The sequence below is a fragment of the Sanguibacter biliveldensis genome (assembly GCF_033798665.1).
In the GTDB taxonomy this organism is placed as follows: Bacteria; Actinomycetota; Actinomycetes; order Actinomycetales; family Cellulomonadaceae; genus Sanguibacter; species Sanguibacter inulinus.
The window spans coordinates 508,687-532,616 of sequence record NZ_CP138359.1 but is presented as its reverse complement, the minus strand read 5'-3'; the positions used below and the strand labels follow the sequence as shown (position 1 = coordinate 532,616).

23 protein-coding genes and 1 tRNA gene are annotated in these 23,930 nt (G+C 70.8%); 7 read left to right on the top strand and 17 right to left on the bottom strand.

Annotation, left to right across the window (positions count from 1 at the left end; translation table 11 throughout):
• Positions 1–133: 133 nt before the first annotated feature.
• Both SANBI_RS02335 and SANBI_RS02330 read left to right on the top strand, forming a co-directional pair.
• Entirely contained in the window at positions 134–883 is a 750-nt protein-coding gene (locus SANBI_RS02335) for a winged helix-turn-helix transcriptional regulator (protein WP_319158550.1), read from the top strand.
• Positions 880–1,806, top strand: a complete 927-nt coding sequence (locus tag SANBI_RS02330; RefSeq protein WP_319158548.1) for an alpha/beta fold hydrolase — start codon at positions 880–882, stop codon at positions 1,804–1,806. The genes SANBI_RS02335 and SANBI_RS02330 overlap by 4 nt, the downstream gene beginning before the upstream one ends.
• Positions 1,807–1,823: 17 nt before the next feature.
• Here the strand turns inward: SANBI_RS02330 and nth are convergent, their stop codons facing one another.
• On the bottom strand, positions 1,824–2,513 hold the full coding sequence (nth, locus tag SANBI_RS02325) for an endonuclease III (protein ID WP_319161153.1): 690 nt from the start codon (positions 2,511–2,513) through the stop codon (positions 1,824–1,826).
• A 176-nt stretch (positions 2,514–2,689) separates the two neighbouring features.
• Between nth and SANBI_RS02320 the strand changes: the two genes are divergently transcribed.
• Entirely contained in the window at positions 2,690–3,088 is a 399-nt protein-coding gene (locus SANBI_RS02320) for a hypothetical protein (protein ID WP_179914494.1), read from the top strand.
• A gap of 112 nt (positions 3,089–3,200) precedes the next feature.
• A complete protein-coding gene (locus tag SANBI_RS02315) occupies positions 3,201–3,836 on the top strand; it encodes a Crp/Fnr family transcriptional regulator (protein WP_056136426.1) in 636 nt (211 codons plus the stop codon).
• Between the two features lie 121 nt (positions 3,837–3,957).
• On the opposite strand, the gene SANBI_RS02310 is transcribed toward SANBI_RS02315, so the two are convergent.
• Positions 3,958–4,437 (bottom strand): RidA family protein, encoded by a 480-nt coding sequence (locus SANBI_RS02310; RefSeq protein WP_056135799.1) that lies wholly within the window; start codon positions 4,435–4,437, stop codon positions 3,958–3,960.
• The gene (locus SANBI_RS02305; protein WP_012865517.1) at positions 4,434–4,592 is read right to left on the bottom strand and encodes a DUF4177 domain-containing protein; all 159 of its coding nucleotides are present in this window, start codon (positions 4,590–4,592) and stop codon (positions 4,434–4,436) included. Before SANBI_RS02305 ends, SANBI_RS02310 begins: the two co-directional genes overlap by 4 nt.
• Positions 4,593–4,710: 118 nt before the next feature.
• Here SANBI_RS02305 and SANBI_RS02300 point away from each other — a divergent pair, with 118 nt between their 5' ends.
• The 3 genes from SANBI_RS02300 (at position 4,711) to SANBI_RS02290 (ending at position 8,236) form a co-directional block, all read left to right on the top strand.
• On the top strand, positions 4,711–6,972 hold the full coding sequence (locus SANBI_RS02300; protein ID WP_319158545.1) for a transglycosylase domain-containing protein: 2,262 nt from the start codon (positions 4,711–4,713) through the stop codon (positions 6,970–6,972).
• 4 nt (positions 6,973–6,976) lie between these two features.
• Positions 6,977–7,909 carry a metallophosphoesterase gene (locus SANBI_RS02295; protein ID WP_319158543.1) on the top strand — a complete coding sequence of 311 codons (933 nt, stop codon included), beginning with the start codon at positions 6,977–6,979 and terminating at the stop codon, positions 7,907–7,909.
• Between the two features lie 253 nt (positions 7,910–8,162).
• Positions 8,163–8,236: transfer RNA gene (locus SANBI_RS02290), tRNA-Pro, on the top strand.
• 89 nt (positions 8,237–8,325) lie between these two features.
• On the opposite strand, the gene SANBI_RS02285 is transcribed toward SANBI_RS02290, so the two are convergent.
• From SANBI_RS02285 to SANBI_RS02220, 14 genes are all read right to left on the bottom strand, one after another.
• Positions 8,326–8,838: a hypothetical protein gene (locus SANBI_RS02285; RefSeq protein WP_319158541.1), complete on the bottom strand. Its 513-nt coding sequence runs from the start codon at positions 8,836–8,838 to the stop codon at positions 8,326–8,328.
• A gap of 40 nt (positions 8,839–8,878) precedes the next feature.
• Positions 8,879–10,417 carry a leucyl aminopeptidase gene (locus tag SANBI_RS02280; protein WP_319158539.1) on the bottom strand — a complete coding sequence of 513 codons (1,539 nt, stop codon included), beginning with the start codon at positions 10,415–10,417 and terminating at the stop codon, positions 8,879–8,881.
• A 158-nt stretch (positions 10,418–10,575) separates the two neighbouring features.
• Entirely contained in the window at positions 10,576–12,120 is a 1,545-nt protein-coding gene (locus SANBI_RS02275) for an SLC13 family permease (RefSeq protein WP_319161149.1), read from the bottom strand.
• 119 nt (positions 12,121–12,239) lie between these two features.
• Complete coding sequence (locus tag SANBI_RS02270) at positions 12,240–13,325, bottom strand: 3-deoxy-7-phosphoheptulonate synthase (protein ID WP_319158537.1); 1,086 nt, start codon at positions 13,323–13,325, stop codon at positions 12,240–12,242.
• A gap of 334 nt (positions 13,326–13,659) precedes the next feature.
• Positions 13,660–14,058 carry a hypothetical protein gene (locus SANBI_RS02265; RefSeq protein WP_179913781.1) on the bottom strand — a complete coding sequence of 133 codons (399 nt, stop codon included), beginning with the start codon at positions 14,056–14,058 and terminating at the stop codon, positions 13,660–13,662.
• Positions 14,055–14,702: a nucleotidyltransferase domain-containing protein gene (locus SANBI_RS02260; protein ID WP_179913782.1), complete on the bottom strand. Its 648-nt coding sequence runs from the start codon at positions 14,700–14,702 to the stop codon at positions 14,055–14,057. The genes SANBI_RS02265 and SANBI_RS02260 overlap by 4 nt, the downstream gene beginning before the upstream one ends.
• A 68-nt stretch (positions 14,703–14,770) precedes the next feature.
• Positions 14,771–15,502, bottom strand: coding sequence for a hypothetical protein (locus tag SANBI_RS02255; RefSeq protein ID WP_319158534.1), 732 nt, complete (start codon positions 15,500–15,502; stop codon positions 14,771–14,773).
• Positions 15,499–16,434, bottom strand: a complete 936-nt coding sequence (locus tag SANBI_RS02250; protein ID WP_319158532.1) for an ABC transporter ATP-binding protein — start codon at positions 16,432–16,434, stop codon at positions 15,499–15,501. The genes SANBI_RS02255 and SANBI_RS02250 overlap by 4 nt, the downstream gene beginning before the upstream one ends.
• On the bottom strand, positions 16,431–16,832 hold the full coding sequence (locus tag SANBI_RS02245; RefSeq protein ID WP_179913785.1) for a GntR family transcriptional regulator: 402 nt from the start codon (positions 16,830–16,832) through the stop codon (positions 16,431–16,433). Before SANBI_RS02245 ends, SANBI_RS02250 begins: the two co-directional genes overlap by 4 nt.
• A gap of 297 nt (positions 16,833–17,129) precedes the next feature.
• Entirely contained in the window at positions 17,130–18,185 is a 1,056-nt protein-coding gene (locus tag SANBI_RS02240) for an aspartate-semialdehyde dehydrogenase (protein ID WP_319158529.1), read from the bottom strand.
• 166 nt (positions 18,186–18,351) lie between these two features.
• The gene (locus SANBI_RS02235; RefSeq protein WP_179913788.1) at positions 18,352–19,650 is read right to left on the bottom strand and encodes an aspartate kinase; all 1,299 of its coding nucleotides are present in this window, start codon (positions 19,648–19,650) and stop codon (positions 18,352–18,354) included.
• 242 nt (positions 19,651–19,892) lie between these two features.
• On the bottom strand, positions 19,893–20,495 hold the full coding sequence (locus SANBI_RS02230) for a DUF5063 domain-containing protein (RefSeq protein ID WP_319158526.1): 603 nt from the start codon (positions 20,493–20,495) through the stop codon (positions 19,893–19,895).
• Entirely contained in the window at positions 20,488–21,087 is a 600-nt protein-coding gene (recR, locus tag SANBI_RS02225) for a recombination mediator RecR (protein WP_012865503.1), read from the bottom strand. The genes SANBI_RS02230 and recR overlap by 8 nt, the downstream gene beginning before the upstream one ends.
• Positions 21,088–21,140: 53 nt before the next feature.
• Positions 21,141–23,867 carry a DNA polymerase III subunit gamma and tau gene (locus SANBI_RS02220; RefSeq protein ID WP_319158523.1) on the bottom strand — a complete coding sequence of 909 codons (2,727 nt, stop codon included), beginning with the start codon at positions 23,865–23,867 and terminating at the stop codon, positions 21,141–21,143.
• Positions 23,868–23,930 lie beyond the last annotated feature (63 nt).

Sequence of the window (23,930 nt, the reverse complement as noted above, 5' to 3'; positions counted from 1 at the left end):
GACCCTCCCGCCCGAACTCTGCGCCCCGACGTGGAAGAATCATCAGCACGAGCGCGACGACATCCGGTCCTGCTGCTCGTGGGACGACGGCCTCGCGGTACCGTGGGCGCCTGTCTGAGAGAAGGTGAGAACGGTGTCCGAGCTCCTGCTCCTCACCCCCACTGCGGGTGGTTCTGCCCAGGTGCTCCCTGCCCTCGGTCTCCTGACGCACCGGATCCGGGTGCTGCCGATGGAGCCCTCGGCGCTGGTCGACGCGCCCGACTCCGACGTCGTGCTGCTCGACGCACGCCGCGACCTGGTCGGCGCACGGACCACCTGCCGCCTGCTGCGCGCCACCGGTCTCACGGTCCCTCTCGTCCTCATCGTCACCGAGGGCGGCCTCATGGTCGTCACCGCCGAGTGGGGCGCGGACGACCTCCTCCTGGACACCGCGACCCCGGCCGAGGTCGATGCCCGACTGCGCCTGGCCCGTGAGCGCTCGGCCAGCCACGGGTCGGGCGACCAGCCGGAAGAGATCTCCTCGGGCGAGCTGATGATCGACGCGAGCGGCTACACCGCACGACTGCGCGGCACCCCCCTCGACCTCACGTACAAGGAGTTCGAGCTCCTCAAGTACCTCGTGCAGCACCCGGGCCGCGTGTTCACCCGCGCCCAGCTGCTCCAGGAGGTCTGGGGCTACGACTACTACGGGGGCACCCGGACCGTCGACGTCCACGTGCGCCGCCTGCGGGCCAAGCTCGGACCCGAGTACGAGCAGCTCATCGGGACGGTCCGCAACGTCGGCTACAGGTTCGACCCGCCGAAGGACCGCAGGGCCGCCCAGGCCGCAGACAACGCCGCCCACGAGGAGGCCGGCTCTGCTCCGGTAGGTTCGACCCTGTGACCACAGACTTCTCGGACATCTTGATCCCCGGCGACTGGCAGCACGAGTTCGTCGCCGCCAACGGTGCCAGGTTCCACGTGGCGCTCGCCGGGCCGTCGGACAGCTCGGCGCCGCTCGTCATGCTGCTGCACTCCTTCCCGCAGTTCTGGTGGGTGTGGCGCGACCAGATCTCCGCGCTCGCCGAGGCCGGCTACAGGGTCGCGGCGATGGACCTGCGCGGCACGGGGGCGTCGGACAAGCCACCGATCGGCTACGACCTGCACACCCGCACCCGTGACGTCGCGGGTGTCATCCGCTCGCTCGGGGCAGACCGTGCCATCGTCGTCGGGCACGGTCTCGGCGGGGTCGTCGCGTGGTCGATGCCCGCGCTCCAGCCCGTCGTCACCGCTGCCGTCGCAGCGCTCGCGGCGCCGCACCCCGCCCGGATGCACGTCTCGCTGCGCGCCTCGCTCAGCCGCCGCGCGCAGGGGCGCCTGGCCTATCTCCAGCTGCCCAACCGCCCCGAGCGCCGGATGACCCGCGGCGACCTCGTGGCCCAGGTGCTGCGCGCCCGCCCGGACTTCGTCTGGCCTGAGGGTGCGGTCGAGACGTACACCGAGGCAGCCCGGGTGCCCTTCGCGGCTCACAGCTCGCTCGAGGCCGTGCGCTGGTACGCGCGGCTCGTGCCGACGGGCAGCGGACGCCGCTACCTGTCGGCGGTCCGGGCACCGATCGCCGTGCCCGCACTGCAGGTCCAGGGTGGGCTCGACCCAGTCGTGAGGCCCGAGACGGCCGACGTCGACAGCTCCGCGCTGTGCCGCGAGCTGCGCTACGAGCTGCTGCCCGACGCCGGGCACTTCCTCCCGGAGGAGGCCTCAGAGCAGGTCAGCGCGATCTTGCTCGACTGGCTGAGCGGCCTGACAGGTCCGACGACCGACGGCTGACCGCGCGCTGGTCGCGCTCACGACGTCTTGACGAGCGCCGCAGCCGCGACGGGGTCCGACTCGCCGATACCGGCCGACGGGCACAGGTCCGTGATCGGGCACGCACCGCAGGCCGGGCGCCGCGCGAAGCAGACACGCCGCCCGTGGAAGATCACCCTGTGCGAGAGCAGCGTCCACTCGGGGCGCTCGACGAGGGCCGCGATCTCCCGCTCGACGACGACAGGGTCCTCGCTCGTCGTCCAGCCCCAGCGCCGCACCAGCCGGCCCACGTGGGTGTCGACAGTGATCCCCGGGATGCCGAAGGCGTCCCCGAGCACGACGTTGGCGGTCTTGCGCCCGACCCCCGGGAGCGCCACGAGCTCCTCGAGCGTGGACGGCACCTGACCGCCGTGCCGCTCGACGAGCGCGACGCCGATCCCGGAGAGCGACCGGGCCTTCGGCCTGAAGAACCCCGTCGGCCGGATCATCTCCTCGAGCTCGCTGGGGTCGGCCTGCGCGTAGGCCTGGGCGTCGGGGAAGCGCGCGAAGAGCGCCGGCGTCACCTGGTTCACCCGCTTGTCGGTGCACTGTGCGGAGAGGACCGTCGCCACCAGCAGCTCGAGGGGCGACCTGAAGTCGAGCTCGCACCGGGCGTCCGGGTAGACCTCCGCGAGACGCCTGTTGGTGCGGCGGGCCCTGCGGACGAGCGCGACAGGAGGACGCTCCAGCGGGGTCTTCGCTGCCGTGGCCGGTGTCCGGGTCGTCGGCCTTGAGCCCTGCGGCCTGGTCACAGCACGTCCTCCACCTCTCGGACGCACTGGTCCGCTCCGCTCAAGATCGATCGTCGACGTACCGACAGTAGGAGTGTTCGCATTGTCACCTGATCCTCCGTCGGGAGCACGTCGTGCCGGCTGCCTCACAGACCGCCCTCCAGCTGCTGGACCTCGCAGAGCTGAGGCGCACGCGTGCCCTGCTGCGGCACGAGGTCTCGCAGGCGACGCACTGGCGCCGGATCATCCAGGCGCGGCTCGACCTCACAGTAGCCCGGGCTGTGCTGCCGGCCAGGCTCGGGCTCGAGATCACCGACCAGGTGAGCCCCGAGGCGCTCTCCACGATCCCCGCCTTCGGCGACCTCCTCGGGATCGCCCGACGGCCCGGTGACAGCTTCCCCGTCGACGACCTGCTGCGGCTCCGGGCGGCCGAACGGTCGCTCGGAGAGTATGAGGCGCACGTGCGCCGAGCCCTCATGGCAGCGACCGACGCGCTCGTAGAGCGCCTGGAGGCCGTCCGCGCTGTACCGTGAGAGAGCGCACATGAGGCAGACTGTGGTGCGCACAAACACCCAGCTACTCCCGTGAAGGACGTTCCGCGTGGACAACGACGACGTAGTGCTCTCCGCTCCCCTCTTCGCCACGATGGAAGAGACCGAGACCCGGGGGCTCCTGGCCTCCATGTCGAAGGTCGAGCTCGCCCGCGGCGACGTGCTCTTCAGCGAGGGCCAGCCCGGTGACAGGCTCTACGTCATCAGCGAGGGCAAGATCAAGCTCGGCCGCAGCTCGAGCGACGGCCGGGAGAACCTCATCGCCGTCCTCGGACCCGGCGAGATGTTCGGTGAGCTCTCGCTCTTCGACCCGGGCCCCCGCTCCCTCGGCGCGAGCGCCGTCTCCGACTCGGTGGTCTACGAGCTCGGTCACGACGCGCTGCTGCGGACCCTCGAGGAGAACCCGGGCGTGGCCAAGCACCTGCTCACGGCCCTCGCCCGCCGCCTGCGCCGCACCAACGAGGCGCTCGCCGACCTCGTGTTCTCCGACGTCCCCGGTCGTGTCGCCAAGGCGCTCCTCGACCTCTCGACGCGCTTCGGCGAGCAGGTCGACGAGGGCATCCGCGTCGCCCACGACCTCACGCAGGAAGAGCTGGCCCAGCTGGTCGGAGCCTCCCGCGAGACCGTCAACAAGGCCCTCGCGGACTTCGCCGGCCGCGGCTGGGTCCGTCGTGAAGGACGCGCCGTCGTCCTCCTCGACCTCGACAGGCTCGAGCGCCGCGCGCGCTGAGCCGTCCCGGGCCTCGCCCGGACGTGCCTCTCGGGCACACCATCACGAACGAGAGAGCGGGCCCGCAGCATGTGCTGCGGGCCCGCTCTCTGCGTCTGCGGCAGGTGATGCGGCGAGCTGCTCAGCCCTCCGCGAGCTCGACGACCAGCTCGATCTCGACGGGCGAGTCGAGCGGCAGGACCGCGACACCCACGGCGCTACGGGCGTGCACGCCAGCCTCGCCGAAGATCTCGCCGAGCAGCAGGCTCGCCCCGTTGACGACGGCCGGCTGGCCTGTGAACGAGGGGTCAGAGGCCACGAAGCCCACGACCTTCACGATGCGTGAGACCTGGTCGAGCGACCCGATCTGCGAGGCGACGGCGGCGAGCGCGTTGAGCACTGCCGTCCGGGCGAGGGATGCGGCGACGAGCGGCCCCACGAGGCCCTCACCGTCACCGACCTTGCCCGTCGCGGCGAGCGCACCGTCGACGAAGGGCAGCTGGCCCGAGGTGTAGACGTAGCGGCCCGTGCGGACCGCCGGAACGTAGGACGCCACCGGCGCGGCGACCTCGGGGAGCTCGAGCCCGAGCTCGGCGAGGCGCCCCAGGACGGAGGACGTCACGAGGTCGGGCGCTTGAGGTAGGCCACGAGGCCGTTGCCGTCGGGGCCGGTGACGACGGTGACGAGCTCCCACCCGTCGGAGCCCCAGTTGTCGAGGATCTGCTTGGTCGCGTGGATCAGCAGAGGAACGGTCGCGTACTCCCAGGTCTGTGCCATGGGCCCGAGCCTAGTGCGTGCCAGCCCACCGGGGCACCCCGGAGATGCTCACAGAACCCCCACCGACTCAGCCGTCCGGCCATCGCCACGACGCAGGGCCTCCGCGTAGGCTAGGACCATGGCTAACTCTGCGTTCGGTGACGGTCCGGACACGCCCGAAGACTCCGGCACGCTCGACGCTGCGAAGCCCCGGCACACCGTGAACCCGTTCCAGGCGCTCGCGCTGCTCCTCACCTTCGTCCTGCTCGCAGGCGTCGGCGGTCTGCTCATGGCCGGGATGATCATCCCGGTCGCAGCCGCGACCAGCACAGTGACCAACAGCGGGGTCGAAGCCTTCAACGACCTCCCGACCGAGCTCGAGCCGCAGCCGCTCGCCCAGGTGTCGTACATCTACGCCGCGGACGGCACGACGCTGCTCGCCCGGTACTACAGTGACAACCGCGTGGTCGTCGGTCTCGACGAGATCTCCCCGAACCTGCAGCACGCAGCCATCGCGATCGAAGACCGTCGCTTCTACACGCACGGCGGCATCGACCCCAAGGGCATGGCGCGAGCTCTCGTGAGCAACCTGCGCAGCTCGGACACGCAGGGCGCCTCGACCCTGACGCAGCAGTACGTGAAGAACGTGCTCATCGACCAGGCCAAGCGTGCGGGTGATACGCAGGCCGTCAACGCCGCGTCCGAGGCCACAGCCGCACGCAAGCTCCGCGAGGCGAAGCTGGCGATCGCCCTCGAGAAGCGCATGACCAAGGACGAGATCCTCGAGGGATACCTCAACATCGCTCAGTTCGGTGCCTCCGTCTACGGGGTCGAGACCGCAGCGCAGCGCTACTTCGGCGTGAGCGCCAAGGACGTCTCGATCGTCCAGGCCGCGACCATCGCCGGTATCACCCAGAGCCCCAACGCGAACGACCCGCTCAAGTTCCCCGACGTGTCGGAACGACGGCGCAACCAGGTGCTCGGAGCGATGTACAGCGAGCAGTACATCACCAAGGAGGAGTACGAGGCGGCGCGCGCGACGCCTCTCGCGGACACCCTCAACCCGCAGCCGATCAACCAGGGGTGCGAGGGTGCAGGCGGCCCGATCAACGCCGGATACTTCTGCGACTACGTCACGAAGGTCCTCATCCAGGACACAGCCTTCGGCGACGACCTCCAAGGACGCATCGACCAGCTGTACGACGGCGGCCTGAAGATCGTCACGACTCTCAACCCCGGCATCCAGGACATCGTCAACCGGGAGCTCAACGCCAGCCTGCCGGTCGACAACGAGTACGGCTTCGCCATCGCCGGCGTGAGCGTGGACCCGACCAACGGGCACATCCTCGCGATGTCCCAGAACCGCACCTTCGGCAACGACGGCTCTGCGCCAGGCACGACCGAGGTCAACTTCAGCACAGATCGTGAGCACGGAGGATCGGGCGGATTCCAGCCCGGATCGACCTTCAAGGCCTTCGTCTTGGCTCAGTGGTTCGAGTCCGGCAGGACGTTGCGCGAGTCGGTGAGCGCAAACCACAAGGTCTGGAAGGCGTCCGACTTCGTAGCGACTCCGGGATCCTGTGAGGCAGGACTCAGGGGTACTACCTGGGAACCGAACAACTCCGACGGCCAGGGCAGCGGCAGCATGTCCGTCGAGCGAGCCACCCGGTTCTCGGTCAACACCGCCTTCGCGACGATGCAGAGCCAGCTCAACCTCTGCGACATCGCGGCCCTCGCCGATCGGGTCGGCTTTGTCCCCGCCAAGCCCGGCACGACGACAGTCCCCCGCATGTCGATGGTGCTCGGCACCCAGGAGACCTCTCCGCTGTCGATGGCGAGCGCGTACGGCACCTTCGCCAACGAGGGCACGCACTGCACCCCGATCGCGATCCTCAGCGTGACCAAGGCCGACGGGTCGACGATCACGCCTCCTGCGGCGAACTGCTCCCCGGAGCTCAGCACGGCGACCACCAACGCGGTCAACTACTCCCTGGAGCAGGTGCTCACAGACGGCGGTGCGAAGAAGTCGCGCCTCGCCAACCGCACGGCAGCGGGCAAGACCGGCACCACCAACGACAACAAGGACGCCTGGTTCGTCGGCTACACCCGCGAGGTGTCGACCGCCATCTGGATGGGTGACCCGCTCAAGGTCCGCTCGCTCGCAGGCTCGACGATCAACGGCACCTTCTACAGGAACGTGTACGGCTCGGACATCCCTGCACCGACCTGGAAGCGCATCATGGACCAGGTCGTCGGAGGAAACCCTGACGTCCCGCTGAGCGCCGCGATCGCCCCGGCACAGCTCGGGCAGGCCCCCGCCCCTGCCGCGCCGCGCGCGCCCGAGACTCCCGCCCCGCCTGCAGCAGAGCAGCCCGCTCCTCCGGCAGCCCCGGAAGGCTGACCGGGTGACGGCACTCACCAAGGCGGCGACGGGCCTCGCGGCCGTCGCCGCCGCAGGGCTCGGCGCTGTCGCCTGGGCTGCGGCCGAGACGCGGATGTTCACGCTCCGCGAGGTGACGGTGCCGGTCTTGCCCGTCGGGCAGCCGGACCTGCGGGTCCTGCACATCTCGGACCTGCACCTCACCCCGTCTCAGCACGACAAGATCGCCTGGGTCCGGTCGCTGGCGGACCTCGCCCCGGATCTCGTGGTCGACACCGGGGACAACATGGCGCACGTCGGTGCCCTGGCTCCCTTGCTGCACGCCCTCGAGCCGCTCATGCGGATACCTGGTGCTTTTGTCATGGGGTCGAACGACTACTTCGCCCCGTCCTTCAAGAATCCGGCGCGGTACCTGCGCGCCGACGCCCGGCTGTCCGGGGTCATCAAGGAGCCCGTGCGGTTGCCCGCCGCGGAGCTCGCCGCTGCGCTGAGCGTCGCAGGCTGGAAGGACCTCACCAACCGGCGCGACGTCGTCGTCGCCGACGGTCGGCGCATCGCTCTCGTAGGTGTGGACGACCCCCACCTGGACCGGGACGTGTTCCCGGCGTCGGAGGGCGGTGCTGGCGACGTCGACCTCCGCATGGGTGTCACGCACGCCCCGTACGTCCGCACCCTCGACCAGATGCACGCCGACGGCTCTGAGGTGGTGCTCGCCGGCCACACGCACGGCGGGCAGCTCTGCGTCCCGTTCTACGGCGCGCTCGTCACCAACTGCGACATCGACCGTGGGCGCGCCAAGGGCCTGCACGGGTGGCCCGGACCACGGCCCGACCAGCCCGATGGCCACGACTCGACCTGGCTGAACGTCTGCGCAGGCCTGGGCACGTCCCCGTACGCCCCGCTACGCTTTGCCTGCCGTCCTGAGGCCGTGCTCGTCACGCTCACCTCGAGCCGCTGACAGGCGACGTACCGACCGGCGGACATCGCCTGGCAGGCCGTCGACGCCACTCACCGCGACGAGCTCACCACTTGACCTGCGGTCACATGCCCCCCGTGCGCCCCGACTCGCATCCGACGCAGATCGCGGAGGCGACGAGTGCCACTCAGCAGCCGCAGGATCCTGCCGGTTTCGTGATGAGCCCACTTGTCGGCTATTCTGAGCAGGTTCCGATTCACACATCGTGCTGGTCACGACTGTGCCCGGAGCAGCTCGGGGTGTGGCGCAGCTTGGTAGCGCGCGTCGTTCGGGACGACGAGGTCGCAGGTTCAAATCCTGTCACCCCGACGAGCAGGATGTCTGACGGACATCGACAGAAGGGCCGGGTCTCTCAGAGACCCGGCCCTTCGTGCGTCACGGCTTGCGGGCCGCTGCGATCAGCTCACCAACCACCCAGGCGTCTCGACCCCGTCCACCTCGACGGATCCGAGCTCGCCGAGCACCACCTGGAACGGTGCCTCGGTGTCGAGCCCGTCGGGCAGCTCGAGGACGGTCGTCGTCGGGACGTAGTCCATCGTGGCGGGGGCGTCTGGGTCGACGGGTGCGAGCGACACCGTGACGGTGCCGCTCGCGGCGGACTCGACGGTCGCGACCGTCGGGTTGGTGCTGCTGCCGTAGGTGACGACCCACAGCGTCGTCCCGTCGGCCCCGAGCCCCGCCCCGGCGCTGGCCTCGGCGGGCGCCTCGACACCCTCGGGGAGGGACACGGTGACGCCGTCCGGCAGCGAGCCCGCCGACGAGTCGTCGGTCCCGGGCGTCTCGGCCGACGCGCTCGTGGTCGCCTCGCCCGAGGCGGCCGGCGTCGACGAGTCGTCCGACGAGCAGCCTGCGAGCAGCCCGGCGGCGAGCGTCGCCGTGAGCGCGAGGGTCGTGGTCGTGCTGTGCCTCATGATGGTCTCCGTCCGTCAGGTCTGCGGGATGGTGCGGTGCTCACTCGGCCGGTGCGGCGAACCCGAGCGCGAGGTCGATGAGCAGCCGGGTGCCGAAGCCCGTCGCGCCGCGCGGGCGCCAGGACTCGTCGGCCTCGGACTGCATGGTGCCCGCGATGTCGAGGTGCGCCCACGGGATCCCGTCGACGAACTCCGCGAGGAACAGCGCCGCGATGGTGGCCCCGGCGTACTTGCCGCCCATGTTCGAGATGTCCGCGACGTCGGAGTCCAGCTGCTTGCGGTAGCGCTGCTCGAGGGGCAGCTGCCACACCTGCTCGTCGGTCGCGCGGCCTGAGGCGAGCACGGCGTCGACGAGGGTCTGGTCGTTGCCGAGCACGGCCGCGGTCGACTGACCGAGGGCGACGAGCGCAGCGCCCGTGAGGGTCGCGATGTCGACGATCGCGTCAGGCTGCTCCTCTGCCGCGAGGGCGAGGGCGTCCGACATCACCAGGCGGCCCTCGGCGTCGGTGTTCTTGACCTCGACCGTCGTGCCGTTGCGGATGGTCAGGACGTCGCCGAGCTTGACCGCAGAGCCCGACGGCATGTTGTCGGTGCACATGAGGTACGCCGTGACGGCCGTGCGGCAGCCGAGCGCCTCGAGGGCCGTCAGCGCGGCCAGCGCGGCGGCAGCCCCGGACATGTCCATCTTCATGGCCAGGTGCATGGGGTCCGAGGGCTTGAGGCTGATGCCGCCCGAGTCGTACATGATCCCCTTGCCGACGAGGGCGAGCGTGCCCTGCGGCTCGACGGGTGCACCGTCGGCGTCGGTCGGAACGTAGCGCAGACGGATCATCCGCGGCTCTTCGGTGCTGCCTGCGTTGACGCCCAGCAGCCCGCCGCAGCCGAGCTCGATCAACCGGGCCTTGTCGTAGGTCTCGACCTCGAGACCGTGCTCTGGGCCGATGCGCTCGGCCAGGTCGGCCAGGTCGGTGGCTGTCAGGTGCCCGGGAGGTGAGTTCGCGAGGTCGCGTGCGAGCTCGGTCGCCGCAGCCACGACCATGCCGCGCTCGGCGCCTGCGGCCACGTCGGCCCTGTCGGGCTCGGGGGCCACGATCTCCAGGCTCGTCAGCGGGACGTCCTTCGGCGCGGACTTGAGGGCCGAGTAGCGGTAGCGCGCCAGCAGCGCACCCTCGACGACGGCCTGGCCTGCAGCCTCGGCGTCGACGTCGGTCTCGGCCGGCAGGTGCAGGGCGATCGACGCGTAGCGGCCCGCGGCCCGGGCGAAGGCCGCGGCAGCGTCGCGCAGCTCGGCGGCGCAGAGCTCGTCGGCGTGGCCGATGCCCACGGCCACGACGGTGACGCCGTCGCGGCGCGGCATGACGACGGTCTGGCCGACCCGTCCCTCGAAGTCCACGTGCGCGAGCGCGTCGCGTCCGACCCCGAGCTCGACCGGGACCTCTCCCTCGAGCCCGACGGGGTACCCGACGGCCTCGGCGTCGCCCAGGATGTCGAGGACGGAGACCGTCAACGACTCGAGGGCTCCCCTCGACGGCGTCGGGGTGAAGCTCTCGGGGATCAGTCTGTGCTCGGCGGTGCTCATCGGTGTCCGTCCTCGTCGTCGGTCTGGCGGGCAGCACTGGTCGGGTCGAGCCCGCACGACGGCACAGGCGGCTCCGCTCGGGCGGACGGTGTCCGCCCTCGACGAGCCGCAGAACCCCTGGTCATCGTGTCCTGGTGATGCCCTGGTTCCCTCGAAGCCTAGAACGGCCAGAAGACCGGCACAAGGAAGGTGGCCACCGAGACGAACAGGACGGTGAGCGGGAGCCCGAGCCGCCAGTAGTCCCCGAACCTGTACCCGCCCGGCCCGAAGACCATCGTGTTGGCGGGCGTCGCGACCGGCGTGAGGAACGACGCTGCCGCTGCGACGGTGACACCCATGAGCATCGGGAGCGGCGAGAGACCGGTGTCGAGGGCCACTGCCACCGCGATGGGCCCGATGACGAGGGCTGTCGCCATGTTGCTGATGAGCTGGCCCAGGATCACCGTGACGACCACGATCCCGAGCAGGAGCAGGTGCGGGTTGTCGGCCCCGACGGCCTCGACGAGGCCGCCGGCCATGCTGTCGGCCAGCCCGGTGCTCTGGATCGCGACCGAGAGCGGGATCATCCCGCCCACGAGGATCAGCGTGGTCCACGAGATCGAGCGGTGCGCCTCGGTGACTGTCATGACGCGCAGCAGGACCATCGCGCAGGCCGCGAGGAGCGCGGCCACAGACGCCGGGACCGCACCTGTCGCGAGCAGGAGGACCATGCCGAGCACGATGCCGATCGCGACCCTGGCACGAGCACCCATCGGCGCGGCCTGCCTGCGCAGCAGCTGGGGCGGGTCCACGACGATCACGTCGGGGTCGGAGGTCGTGAGGTCGAGGGCCTCCCAGGTCCCCTGGAGCAGGAGCGCGTCCCCGGCCACGAGCGTGGTCCGCCCGACGTCGTCACCGCCCCGCTGGATCGCGGCGATCACGAGGTCGCCCGAGTTGGTCACCATGCCCGGGAAGGCCTCGACGCCGATGAGCGACGAACGCGGGGAGACCACGACCTCGGTGACCCCCGTGTCGCTCGCGAGCAGCGCGTCGTCGGGCAGGTCGTACTGCTGCGCGAGCAGCCTGCCGTGACCGCTGAGGTCGCGTGGCAGGGCAGCGGGCGTCCGCACAGGCAAGAGCCGCGGTCCGAAGAGCACCACGACGAGGATGGTCCCCAGCACGAGCGGGAGCCCGACGAGCGTGAAGGAGAAGAACCCGAAGGGCCTCTCACCAGCACCGACCGCGAGCTCGGAGACGAGCACGTTGACGGGGGTCCCGGTGAGCACGAGCAGCGACCCGGCGTGCGCGCCGAAGGCGAGCGGGACGAGGAACTGCGACGGCGAGAGCCCCAGGCGCACGGCCGTGACGACGACCATCGGCAGCAGCGCCGCCACGGCCCCGTTGACGCTGATGAGCGCTGTCACGAGGGCGACGAGGGCCATGAGCAGCACGACGAGGCGACGCCGGCTGCCACGCGCCCTGTCGACGAGCTGCTGGCCGGCCCACGCCGTGACGCCTGAGGCCTCGAGCCCGTCGCTCACCACGAAGAGCGCCGCGATGAAGATGATGACAGGGTCGCCGAAGCCTCCGAAGGCCTGCTCGAGCGACACGACTCCGGTGGCCCAGAGCGAGAGCGCGACCCCGATCGCGACGAGACCGACAGGGACCCTGTTCCAGACGAAGACCAGCACTGCGACCACGAGGATCACGATCGTCACTGTCATGTCGCCCACACGCGTGACAGTACCGCCCGGGTGCCCCTGGCGGACCGGCCTCGGGGGACGAGATCAGGAGGGCCGGTCGCCCGGCCCTCCTGACCTCGTCATCCGGTGCAGCGCGGGTGTCAGCCCCGGCGGGCGCGAGAGGCTGCGGCGAGCTCCTGCAGCAGCTCCGCCGTGGTGTCCCAGTCGATGCACGCGTCGGTCACGGACTGCCCGTACACGAGGCCGCTCGGCGCAGGCTTCTGCGCACCGGCGACGAGGAAGCTCTCCATCATGATCCCGGAGATCCCGCGGTTGCCGGCGGCGACCGAGCCGGCGATCTCACGGACGACCTCGGCCTGACGGACGTGCGACTTGCCGGAGTTGCCGTGGCTCGCGTCGATGACCAGACGCCGGCCGAGCCCCGAGGCCCCGACGACGTCGAGCGCGTCGGCGACGGAGGCGTCGTCGAAGTTCGGGCCCGAACGTCCGCCGCGCAGGATCACGTGGCAGTCGGGGTTGCCCGTCGTCGCGACAGCGGCGGCACGGCCCTCAGAGTCGATGCCGAAGAACGTGTGCTCGGCGGCCGCGGTGACGCAGCCGTCGACAGCCGCCTGGACGTCACCGTCGGTGGCGTTCTTGAAGCCGATCGGCATCGAGAGGCCTGAGGCGAGCTGGCGGTGCACCTGGCTCTCCGGGTTGCGGGCGCCGATGGCACCCCACGAGACGGCGTCGGCGATGTACTGCGGGCTCGTCGGCTCGAGGAACTCGCAGGCCGCCGGGACACCCTCGTCGAGGACACCGAGCAGCACCTCGCGGGCGAGGCGGAGGCCACGGTTCACGTCGAAGGACTCGTCCATGCCGGGGTCGTTGATGAGGCCCTTCCACCCGACCGTGGTGCGCGGCTTCTCGAAGTACACCCGCATGACGACGACGAGGTCGTCGGAGAGCTCCTGCGCGAGGGGCGCGAGGCGGCGGGCGTAGTCGAGGGCGGCGGCGGGGTCGTGGACCGAGCAGGGGCCGACGACGACGAGCAGGCGCTCGTCCGTGCCGTGCACGACGTCGCGGACGTCGCCGCGGCTGCGCTCGACGAGCTCCGCGCTGCGCTCGGAGAGGGGCAGCTCGGCGAGCATCGTCGCCGGGGCGGGCAGCGGGTCGAGGGCGCGGATGCGCAGGTCGTTGGTGCTGTGAGCGTCGATGAGAGCGTCCAGTGACGAGTGGGCGGACATGGGGGCGGGTCTCCGTTCGGGGGTCTGACGAGGGCTGCGGCTGAGAGGGGGTGGTCTCAGACGGAGCCGTGCAGGCCACGAAGATCCGGGGTGCGGAGTCGGCCCGTCTGAAAAGACGAAGGACCCCGACGCGCGTCTGCGTCAAGGTCCTGTGCTGGCTCCGGTGGTCGGTTGGTCAGGCGTACGCCCGCTCGGCCCCACCAGGAGCCAGCGTAAAGCGCAGATACCAACGATTTCCGGTCACGAGGAGAGGCTAGCACGGGTGCATCGCGGACGAGACGAGGCGTCTCACGGCGCTTCGCCTCTCGAACGCTCTCGAGCCGCTCCCAGGGTTCTACCTCGTCCGCCGAGAAGCCGCCTCCACCAAGGCCTCAGCTGCTCGCAGCGCTGCACCACGGTCAACACTCCCGAGCAGACGCTCGCCGTAGTGACTGGCAGGTTTGAACGAGACGAGCTTCCTCAGGTGCTTGCCCAGATCGCTGTCGACCCTGCCTAGGAGATCCGCGGCGCTGCGGTGATCTGTGCCTGAGTACCTCTCGCCCAAGGCTGACAGGCAGATCGCGTCGCCGGCGGCGATGCCGGCGAGCACCGCGAGTCCGACACACACGTTGACCGTCGCGCCTTCCTCAGACTCGACGAGTCGAGCCACCTCTAGGTAGGTGCCAGCGATGCCTGCCCGCTTCTTGGCCTGTCCTCGATCACCAGGGCGCGTCGTCAGCTTCTTGGGAGTCATCGCTCGCCCTCGCCGAGTGCGAGGACAAGTTCGCGCGGTCGAGGGCCGACCACGGTGCGCGCGTCCGCTGCCCACGTCGCCACGAGCGGTTCACCGGCCCGGACCACGGCGCGAAACCGTGTCATCGAGAGGACGAGCGTCTCGAGACGGTTACCCGTCCACCTCAAGACCTGGTCTTCGAGATCCTCTACCTGATCACTCCACCGGGCATCATGGATGTCCACCTCGTCATCGACGATCACCATCAGGTCGATGTCGCTCGAGGCCGTCGCCTCGGCGCGAGCATGAGAGCCGAAGACTGAGACGTGGGCAGGAAGCGGGGCGAGACTCTCGCACCTCCGGGTCAACAACGAGAAGAACTCTTCGCCTGCGTTCATCGCCGCAAGGACCGCCGGCGCCAGGAGGTGCTCACGGTTGAGGCTGTACAGAGATCCTGTGTTGGACTGCTCCGCACGCACCAGACCATGCTCGACCAGGCGGTTGAGTACCGCATGCTGTCCTGCGCGGGTCCCACGGCTGGACAGGCGGGCGATCTGGGTCGCGCTGAGACCTGACGCAGTACCCGCCAAGACTTCGAGCACAGCAGAGTCGAGGCTCGGGATCAGCGATCGCAGCGGGGCGGCAAGGTCCATGCTCACGAGCATGCAAGTATCTCTACACAGTGTCAACTATTTCGACGATGTGTAGAAATAGTTTCGCGGTTGTCGACAAGTCAGATCGTCACCCGGCGCACCTGCGTGCGGTAGACGAGCACGTACCCCGCCGCGACCACCAACGCGAGGAGCATCCGCACAGGGTTCGGGTCGAGGGCGTCGGGAAGCCACCCGCCGCCGTCCTCGGAGAGGATGTCCACGGCGAGGAAGATCGGCGGGATGGCCGGCAGGAGCACGACGGTCCCCCATACCCCGCCGAGCCGCTGGTACGCCATGCCGACGACGAGCCCCGCGCAGGCCCCCACGAGGAAGACGAGCAGGTATACGACGAACAGGCCGGGGAGGTCGGCGACACTGTCGTACATCATCTGGCTGACACGGCGGACCTCCCACCCTGCTGCGCGGGCGACCAGCGACTCGACCCAGAGCAGCAGCACCATGACGAGGGCGTAGACGACGGCCATCAACGAGGAGACCGCGACGTTCGCCCTGAAGAAGGACCGCCGTGTCATGCCGGCGGCGACGTGCGCCTCGAGCTGTCGCAGGCTGAGGGCGATCGCCATCGCAAAGCTGAACCACATCCCGGCCTGCACGCCGAAGGCGATGGTGCTCGTGCCGGACTGGTCGAACCTGTCGTTGCTCAGCAGCGCCGAGGTGCCCACGGCGAGGACGAGCACGACGCCCCAGAACCACGCCGCCATGTACAGGTGGGACCACAGCAGCCACTCGCCGGCGCGGCGGGTCTGGCTCTTCCGCGCGGGTGTGCGGCGCGGTGCCTCGACTGTGCTCATCGGTCGACCTCCTCGGCGTGGTGGTGCTCGGGACTGCCTGCGGGGTCTGCGGGTGCCGCAGACCTGTCTGTCAGATGGACGAAGAGATCCTGGAGCGGCACCGGGCCGAGCTCGAGACCCGCACTCCGGACCCGGGCGTGCGCGTCCTGCCCGAGCATCCCGACGAAGGTCACCTGGGCGGTCCCGCCGAGCACGGTCCGGGCCAGCACGTCGATGCCGAGCTGGGCGACCACCTCGTCGACCGCAGCCGCAGCCCCTGTGAGGGTCGAGCCCCGCGCCTGGAGCGACTCGGCGCTGTCAGTCAGCAGCACGCCGCCCCTGTGCAGGATCGTCACGTGCTCGAGGACCCTGTCGAGCTCACCGATGAGGTGGCTGGACAGCACGATCGTGCGCGGGTGCTCGACGTAGTCGACGAGCAGCGACTGGTAGAACCTGTAGCGCGACGGCGCGTCCATGCCGAGGTACACCTCGTCGAGGATGGTCAGCGGCGCCCGCGCGGCGAGCCCCAGGCTCGCACCGACCGCGGAACGCTGGCCGCGCGAGAGGGACTCGACCTTGGTGCGCATCGGGACCTCGAGCTGGTCGAGCATCTCCTCGGCGTAGGCGCGGTCGAAGGCCGGGCGCATGCTCTCGACGAAGTCGAGGTTGATCTTCACATTCTCGTCGCCGAGCACGTCACCGCTCTCCCGGACGAAGCACGTGCCCTCGAGGACCCGCTCGTTCTCGAAGGGGTCTTCGCCGTCGACGAGCACCTTCCCGTGGGTCGGACGGCGGAAGGCCGCGAGGAGCGAGAGCAGGGTGGTCTTGCCGGAGCCGTTGCGGCCGAGCAGGCCGTGGACGACACCGGGTGCGAGCGTGAGGTCGACCCCGCTGAGGGCGGGGCGGTCGAAGTCGACCCCCACACCGCGCAGCTCGACGCTGAAACCTGTCATGACGGAGCCTCCTGGCTGAGGTTCTGGACGGTCTGGGGTGCCGTGGTGGCGGTGCCGGCGATGTAGCGCTGGATCTCGTCGGTGGTGATCCCGAGGAGCGCGGCCCGCTCGAGGACCGGGGCGAGCTCGTCGGCGAAGAAGTCTGCCCGGCTGGCGGCGCGGAGCCGCTCGGCAGCTCCGTCGGCGACGAACATGCCGACGCCGCGCTGCTTGTAGAGGACCCCGTCGTCGACGAGGAGGGCGAAGGCCTTCGCGGCCGTCGCCGGGTTGATCCGGAAGGTCGTCGCGTACTGGGTCGTCGACATGACCTGCGTCCCCTCCGGGAGGGAGCCGGCGAGGACGTCTCGCCGGATCTGGTCGGCGATCTGGAGATAGATCGGGTCTCGTCCGTCGAACACCCTGCACCTCCCTCGCTCTCGTACGGACACGGTCCGCCTCGCTGGTTCATTACTCCACTAATGAACCACAGGACCGGCACCGACGCAACCGTCTCGCCGAACAATGGGATGTGCCGCCCTGACGCGAGGGGCCCGTCGGCGCGGTGCGCACGGGGCGCGCAGAGCGCACGGCGCGGGAGGCGCGGCGCAGCACGCTCCCAGACGCACGACACCCCTGCAGCTGCCGAGGCAGGTGCAGGGGTGTCGTGACGAGCGTCCGCCCGTCACCACCTGGAGACGGCGTCGCGAGAGGCGTCGTCAGCGAGAGGCGAGACGCTCCGCGACGAGCTCTGCGACCTGGACAGCGTTGAGGGCCGCACCCTTGCGCAGGTTGTCGTTGCTGACGAAGAGGACCAGCCCACGCCCTCCAGGGACCGACTGGTCCTGGCGGATGCGGCCGACGAAGCTCGGGTCCGCACCGGCAGCAGCCAGCGGGTTGGGGACGTCGGCGAGCTCGACGCCCGGGGCGGCGGCGAGCAGCGTGCGCGCCTCCTCCGAGGTGATGGCCCGGCCGAACTCGGCGTTGATCGAGAGCGAGTGCCCTGTGAACACCGGCACGCGTACGCAGGTGCCCGCGACGGCGAGATCGGGCAGCCCGAGGATCTTGCGGGACTCGTTGCGGAGCTTCTGCTCTTCGTCGGTCTCCTCCGAGCCGTCGTCGACGAGCGACCCGGCGAGCGGGATGACGTTGAAGGCGATGTTCTTCACGTACTTCACGGGGTCCGGGAAGGTCACCGAGGAGCCGTCGCGCACGAGGCCGACGGTGTCCTGCTCGACGGCGGCCCGGACCTGCGAGTCGAGCTCGGTCGCCCCGGCGAGACCGGAGCCCGAGACCGCCTGGTAGGTCGAGACGATGAGGCGCTCGAGGCCCGCGGCGTCTGCGAGCGGCTTGAGCACGGGCATCGCGGCCATCGTGGTGCAGTTGGGGTTCGCGATGATCCCCTTGGGTGCGTCGGCGATCGCCTCGGGGTTCACCTCCGCGACGACGAGCGGGACCTCGGGGTCGAGGCGCCAGGCCGAGGAGTTGTCGATCACGACAGCACCGGCGGCAGCGAAGCGCGGCGCCTGGGCGGTCGACGTCGACCCGCCTGCCGAGAACAGGGCGATGTCGATCCCGCTGAGGTCGGCGGTCGCGGTGTCTTCGACGACGACGTCCTGGCCCTTCCACGGGAGGGTCGTGCCGGCGGACCGCGCCGACGCGAAGTAGCGGATGGAGGCGATCGGGAAGTCGCGCTCCTCGAGCAGCTGGCGCATCACGGCGCCCACCTGCCCGGTGGCTCCGACGACGGCGACGTGCAGACCGGGGTGGCTCATGGGTTCAGACCTCTCGTCTGTGCCGCGGGCTCTAGGCCCGGGCGGGTTCTACGAAGCGTATGGGTGTCAGGCGCATCCTCCGGCGAGGGCCGGTGCGGTCAGACAGGGCAGGCCCGACCGACCGGCGCTGCGCAGGTCGTCCAGGCCGGTGCGAGCGGCGCGCGGCTCAGCGGCCGGTGCCGCCGTAGACGACGGCCTCGGCCTCGGTGTCGAGCTCGAAGGCCGTGTGCACGGCGCGGACGGCCGCGTCGAGGTTGTCCTCGCGTGTGACGACCGAGATGCGGATCTCCGAGGTCGAGATCATCTCGATGTTGACGCCTGCGTCGCGCAGCGCACCGAAGAGCTTGGCCGAGACTCCGGGGTGGGACTTCATGCCCGCGCCGATGAGCGAGAGCTTGCCGATCTGGTCGTCGAGCTGGATCGACTCGAAGCCGATGGCCTCGCGGACGGCGTTGAGCGCCGTGGTCGCGATCGGGCCGTCCTCCTCAGGGAGGGTGAAGGAGATGTCCGTCCGCCCCGTCGAGGCGACCGAGATGTTCTGGACGATCATGTCGATGTTCGCGCCGGCTCCGGCGACGACCTCGAAGATGCGTGCCGCGGTGCCCGGGACGTCGGGCACGCCGACGACGGTGATCTTGGCCTCGCTGCGGTCGTGGGCGACCCCGGAGATGATCGGTGCTTCCATGACGACCTCTTCCTCGTTCGGTGCTGCGGCGTCGACGACGGCGACTGGAGTGTTGGTGACCAGGGTCCCGGGGGCCCCGGAGAAGGACGACCTGACGTGGACCGGGACGTCGTAGCGACGGGCGTACTCGACGCAGCGCAGGGCGAGGATCTTCGCGCCGCTGGCCGCCATCTCGAGCATCTCCTCGTAGGTGATGCGGTCGATCTTGCGGGCGCTCGGGACGATCCGCGGGTCGGCCGTGAAGACGCCGTCCACGTCGGTGTAGATCTCGCAGACGTCGGCGCCGAGGCCGGCGGCGAGGGCCACGGCCGTGGTGTCCGAGCCTCCGCGTCCGAGGGTGGTGACGTCGTTCGTGCTCTGCGTGACGCCCTGGAACCCGGCGACGATCGCGACAGAGCCCTTCTCGATCGTCTCGCGGATGCGCCCGGGGACGACGTCGACGATGCGCGCCTTGCCGTGCACGGCGTCGGTGATGACACCGGCCTGCTGCCCCGTGAAGGACTTGGCCTTGACGCCGAGGTTGTTGATCGCCATCGCGAGGAGCGACATCGAGATGCGCTCGCCCGCGGTGAGGAGGATGTCCATCTCGCGCGAGGGCGGGATCGGGGTGATCTGCCGGGCGAGGTCGATGAGCTCGTCGGTCGTGTCCCCCATGGCCGAGACCACGACGACGACGTCGTGCCCTGCCTTGCGGGCCTCGCTGATGCGCTTGGCCACGCGCTTGATGCTCTCTGCGTCGGCGACCGACGATCCGCCGTACTTCTGCACGATGAGTGCCACTGTGCTGCTCCGTTACGTAGCTGGTCCCGTCGATCTAAACGTCCACCAGGTGCTGTCCGAACGGTTCGAGTGTACGACGCGGGGCGACGGCGTCCAGCCGCGGTCCACGACAGCCGTCCGCACCCCGGACGACTGCGAGACGACCGGGCGCCGCGGGCCGCACCGCGCCACCCGAGAGGGGCGGTGCCGGCCGGAGACTGACCGGTCCGGGCTCCAGTCGCCAGCCCGACCCGGCGCCGGTGTCAGTCCTCGAGCGCCTCGAGCTCCGCCTGGACGACGGGGTCGTCGAGGACGTCGGTCCGCAGGTGCCCGAGGATGAGCGCGAGGACGCGGACCGCGCTCGCGCCGCGGTCTCCCCACGACGTGAGGTAGGAGAACTGCCACCACCAGAGCGCCTCGACCACGTGGCCGGCCTCGTAGTGCTGGAGCCCCTGGCCGAGGGCAGCGGCGACGGTCGCGAGGTCGGCCGAGAGCTCGGCGTCGCCCGTCGCGTCGCTCAGCACGGGGTCGACGACCTCGGTGTACCCGTCGATGCCCTCGAGCACGAGCGCAAGACCGATCCGGAGCGGGTCGACGTCGGTCTCCTCGCCGTCGTCGGGCTCGGACCGCGTCGGCGGCACGACGTCGACCATCGCACCGAGCCGCGCGCCGGCGCCGAGCACGTCGGAGGTCGCGAGCAGCAGGAGCGGGATGGCGGCTTCGGGCGCGACGCCTGTCGCGACGTCGACGCAGGTCTGCAGGAACCGCTCGGCCTGCGGCGCGAAAGCCGCGGCGACCTCGCGGACGTCCGTGCCGGGCGTCGAGCCGGCGAGGGGTGCTGCTGGGGGCTGGGTCTGGTCAGGCACCGACGACCCTCCGTCCTTCGAAGGCACGTCCGAGCGTCACCTCGTCGGCGTACTCGAGGTCACCTCCGACGGGCAGGCCCGAGGCCAGGCGCGTGACGCGCAGGCCCATCGGGCCGAGCATGCGGGCGAGGTAGGTGGCCGTGGCCTCGCCCTCGACGTTGGGGTCCATCGCGAGGATGACCTCTTGCACGGCGCCGTCGGCGAGCCGCGTGAGCAGCTCTTTGATGCGCAGGTCGTCGGGGCCGACGTTGTCGATGGGGTTGATCGCGCCGCCGAGCACGTGGTACTTGCCACGAAACTCGCGGGTCCGCTCGATGGCCACGACGTCCTTGGCCTCTTCGACGACGCAGATCACGGCGACAGACCGACGAGGGTCCTGGCAGATGCGGCACTGCTCGGACTCGGCCACGTTGCCGCAGATCTCGCAGAAGCGGACCTTGAGCTTGACCTCGGTCAGGGCCTCGGCGAGCCGGCGCGCGTCTTCGGCGTCGGCTGCGAGGAGGTGGAACGCGATCCGCTGCGCGCTCTTGGGCCCGATGCCGGGAAGCCGGCCGAGCTCGTCGATCAGGTCTTGGACTGCGCCTTCATACACACCCCTAGCCTACGTGCGCGCGAGCCCGGCGCGGACCTGCGTCGAGCGACGGCTCAGACCTGCCCGTCGACGATCTCGTCGACGATGGTCCCGCCGAGGATCTGCGTGACGAGCGGGACACCGACCAGCCCGGACGACACGAGGTCTTCGTCGTCGGGCTGCGGGTCGTCGACCACCTGCGCGCGGGCCTGCTCGGCGGCACGACTCTCGGCGACCCGACGCTCTGCGGCCTGTCGCGGGGTCTCGCCAAGGAGCGCGTCGCCGCCGGGCTGCGTCGTGGGCTGCGCAGACTGCTGGGCGCCGGCGGCGCTCGTCTGGCGGGCGTCGGACGCGGGTCGCGGACCACGGTCGGGCTGACGGTCGCGGACAGGCTCGGGTCCGTGGTCGTAGTCCTCCGGCGGCTCTTCGCCGTAGCCGGGCGGGGGCTCTTCGGCGGTCCCGCGCCGCTCGGCCGGGACGGCGCCGCGCCCCGGGCCGTCGTGCTGAGCCGACGGGCTCGACGGGCTGCTGGGGGCGGCCGGAGCCGTGGGGGCAGCCTGCTTGGCGCCCTGCGCTACGGTCCCTCCCGTCACCTGCTGCGCCGACGACGGAGCTGGGGCAGAGACCGTCGCGACGGGCACGTCCCACGAGGCCGCCGCTGCGGCCGGGTCGACGCCCGCCAGTCCGGCCGGTGCCTGTGCGGGAGCGGGAGCGGCCGAACCTGCGGCCGGTGCCGGTGCAGCACGGCCGGGCTCTTCGATCCCGCCCTCGACGCGGACGTCGAAGCCGAGGGTCTCGCGCACAGCGCGCTGGACGAGCTCGGCGCCGGGGCCGTTGCGGAAGGTGGTCGCGAGGCCTGTCGAGGCGAAGGTGAGCCTGAGCGTCGTGTCGGAGAGGTCTGCGACCTGCGCGTTCTGCGCGATGAGCGCCCACGTCGACTTCCGCATCCGGCTCAGGGTGTCGAGGACCTCGGGCCACCGGCGACGGAGCATCTCGGCCGACTGCGCGGACTGACCACCGGCTGCGGCGGCAGGCTGCTGCGCGTGCTGGACGGGCTGGTGGTGCGTGGGCTGCTGCGGCGCCGGCTGGTGCTGTACCTGGGCCGGCTGAGCAGCCTGCTGGCGGGGCTCGGCCGGCGCGGACTGCGTCGGAGCTGCGGCTGCTGCGAGGGCGGACTGTGATCGGGGCTCTGCCTGGGGGGCAGACTCAGCCGGGCCGGACTCGTCCGAGCCGTGCTCGGCTGTCGCCGACGCTGGCCCGGCGGTCGCAGCCGGCGCGGAGGGCTCGACCCGAGCCCCTGCCACCTGCTCCTGCGAGGTCGAGCCCGTCGGGAGGTCTTCCCACGGCGGGACGCTCACCGGGCGAGCGGCGGCAGAGTCGGCAGCCGCAGCCGCAGCCGAGGCCGGGGTCGTCTGCGAGGGACCGTGCTCCTGCGCGCCAGCAGCCGGTACGCCCGGCGCGCTGGTCACCGGTGCACCGACCTCTGGTGCGGCGCTGACCTGCGGTGCAGCCTGCGGTGCGACCGCTGCGGGAGGGGTGACCGCGACCGGCGGTGCAGCCACCTGCGGGGCCTGGACCGGCGCGGAGACACGCGCAGGAGCAGGGGTGCTCAGCCCGACGGGCGCTCCGGCAGCCGCGCCCCGCTCGAGGCGGTCGAGACGCGCCGCGATCCCTGTCGCGGTGTCGTCGACGGCCGGCAGCAGCAGACGCGCGCAGAGCAGCTCGAGGTGCAGACGCGGGGACGTGGCGCCGCTCATCTCGGTGAGCGCGGCGTTGACGACGTCGGCCGAGCGCGAGAGCTCGGCCGCTCCGAGGTTGGTGGCCTGGGCCTGCATGCGAGCCAGCTGGTCGGCCGGGACGCTGCGCAGCACCGCCTGGGCGGCCTCGCCCGAGACCGACAGCACGATGAGGTCGCGCAGGCGCTCGAGCAGGTCTTCGACGAAGCGGCGGGGCTCGTGCCCTGTCGCGACGACGTGGTCGACCACGCGGAACATGCTCGCGCCGTCGCGGGCGGCGAGCGCCTCGACGACGTCGTCGAGCAGGGTGACGTGCGTGAAGCCGAGCAGCGAGACCGCACGCTCGTAGTCGAGCACGCCGCCCTCGGCGCCGGCCATGAGCTGGTCGAGCACGGACAGCGAGTCACGGACCGAGCCGCCGCCGGCGCGCACGACGAGCGGCAGCACTCCCCCGCCGACGGCGATGTTCTCGCTCGTGCAGAGCTCGCCGAGGTACGTCTGGAGAGTCTCGGGCGCGACAAGCCTGAAGGGGTAGTGGTGGGTCCGCGAGCGGATGGTGCCGATCACCTTGTCGGGCTCGGTCGTGGCGAAGATGAACTTCAGGTACTCCGGCGGCTCTTCGACGATCTTCAGCAGGGCGTTGAAGCCCTGCGCGGTGACCATGTGGGCCTCGTCGAGGATGAAGATCTTGAAGCGGTCGCGGGACGGCGAGAAGGTCGCGCGCTCGCGCAGCTCACGGGCGTCGTCGACACCACCGTGGCTGGCCGCGTCGATCTCGACGACGTCGAGGCTCCCGGGGCCGCCGCGGGCGAGCTCGACGCAGGACTCGCACTCGCCGCACGGTGTGTCCGTCGGGGTCTCGGGGGTGTTCTTCGCGCAGTTGAGGATGCGGGCGAGGATGCGGGCGGAGGTCGTCTTGCCGCAGCCTCGTGGGCCTGAGAAGAGATAGGCGTGGTTCACGCGGTCGGAGCGCAGAGCCTGCCGGAGCGGGTCCGTCACGTGCTCCTGACCGATGACCTCGGCGAAGTTCTCGGGACGGTAGCGGCGGTACAGGGCTGTGCTCACCCCGCCACCTTAGACGGTGCACCTGACAGGTCCGAGCCGCGGTCCAGACGCCACCAGCAGCCT